General features: G+C 32.4%; 1 protein-coding gene and 1 pseudogene. One reads left to right on the top strand and one right to left on the bottom strand.

Annotated features, from left to right (window positions below; genetic code table 11):
* Positions 1-239: 239 nt before the first annotated feature.
* The gene (locus BI291_RS00185; RefSeq protein WP_074495189.1) at positions 240-956 is read right to left on the bottom strand and encodes a hypothetical protein; all 717 of its coding nucleotides are present in this window, start codon (positions 954-956) and stop codon (positions 240-242) included.
* Positions 957-1,369: 413 nt separating this feature from the next.
* Between BI291_RS00185 and BI291_RS00180 the strand changes: the two are divergent.
* A pseudogene (locus BI291_RS00180) lies at positions 1,370-1,584 on the top strand (alpha/beta hydrolase); the annotation flags it as partial.

The following is a 1,584-nucleotide window of genomic DNA, read 5'->3' as shown; positions in this document are numbered from 1 at the left end:
CAATCATTAGGGCAATATATTCCTCTCACTAATAGTGACCACATGGCGGTGTTTCAGCGCCCAGATGAAATTGTAAATGCGATACATTTTTTAACGCAATAACATCAGTTTGATTATATTGATGTCAACTTCGCACTCTGCTCGATGTTAAGGAGCATCGGGCAAGTTTAGCGCTCACTTGTCACCGGCTCCTTTTATTATTGTATTTTTCAGTTTCAGTAATTAAGCATTCTTTTGGACTATTTTGTAGAAACTGCGAGTTTTGATGGGTCGTCAGTTTTTATAAATACGCCTTTGTATACATTTTCGCCACTTTCATTAATTGAAAAGTTACCGAAAGAAAAGTTAGAGTCAAAATCACCGAATGATTCAAGTTGTTTTTTATTTGATTTATTTTCAAAAATAAAGGTTACAGCGCAAACTTTACCTGCACATGAATACTTTTCATTATAATGAGTAAAATCTAGCGAGTTAGTCAAGTAATGCTGAATTTTCATTTCACGCTCGAATGCTTGTTTAGACTCCTTTATAGAGTCCAATTTTTCCACAAGCAATGAAAAGTCATTATTTATTAATGATTTAAATATAGCTTTCTGTTGAACTACTTCAGAATCATCTAAATAAACCGAATCCACTGTAGTGTTTGACCTGAACTTTTCCTGATTAAGAAACTTTTTATAAGACTTATCACCCTCGTGGGCATCTGTTTCTGCTACAGTATTTTTGACAAGCGTTTCTTTTTTTTGTGTAGCTTTTTTCTCTTTCAGTGAAGGATGTTTCGAAGGATTCAATAAATCAGGGGGAGTACTTGATTTTAACGCTGGTGTGTCAGTGCTGATATTATTCTCGTTAGCAATAGTTACATCATTATTGACTTTTTGACTGTAATAATAAAAAGTACCAATAAATAAAATTACAAGACATATAAATATAGCTGTATACGATCCTTTATACATTAATGAATCTCCTTAAAATAAGGGAGTAAAACAATCTCTCCCTGAAATGCTAAACTATTAATCTATAACACAATGTAGTCGACCACCTTCAGTGCATGACATGTAAACCATATCACCTTCTATTTCTACGACCATACTTCCACTAGAACATTTACATGTTTGAGCCATAGCGATCGTATTAGCAGAAAAAAGTAGTATTGATATTGCTAGAAATGTTTTTTTCATAATTTATCCTTAAATTTATAAAACACAAAAAAACGTATATAAAAATAAAAACTTTGTCAAGGACATTTGACAAAGTTTTTATTTTTATATACGCGAGCTAATTAAGTTTTGAGAAATTAGAATATTTTGAATTAATTAGCCAAAATCGTTTGAATATTAATAAGCAGCTAACGCGCGCTAAAGAGATTATGAATTACCATGATGGTCTTGAGCTGGTTAGACAAAGCAATATGTCAACAGCTGTTCCTATTAGTGATATTGATACTGACTTTGAACAAAATGAAATTGATAATGCTGAACCTGAGTATATTGATGGCCTAATAAAATGGCAAAGTGAAGGTAGTCAATGGAGTCAGCAGTTGAGTGAACAATCATTAGGGCAATATATTCCTCTCACTAATAG

It is taken from the genome of Thalassotalea sp. PP2-459, from assembly GCF_001913705.1.
Lineage (GTDB): Bacteria > Pseudomonadota > Gammaproteobacteria > Enterobacterales > Alteromonadaceae > Thalassotalea_C > Thalassotalea_C hakodatensis.
The sequence above is the reverse complement of the archived record's forward strand: the minus strand, read 5'-3'. Positions and strand labels throughout refer to the sequence as shown.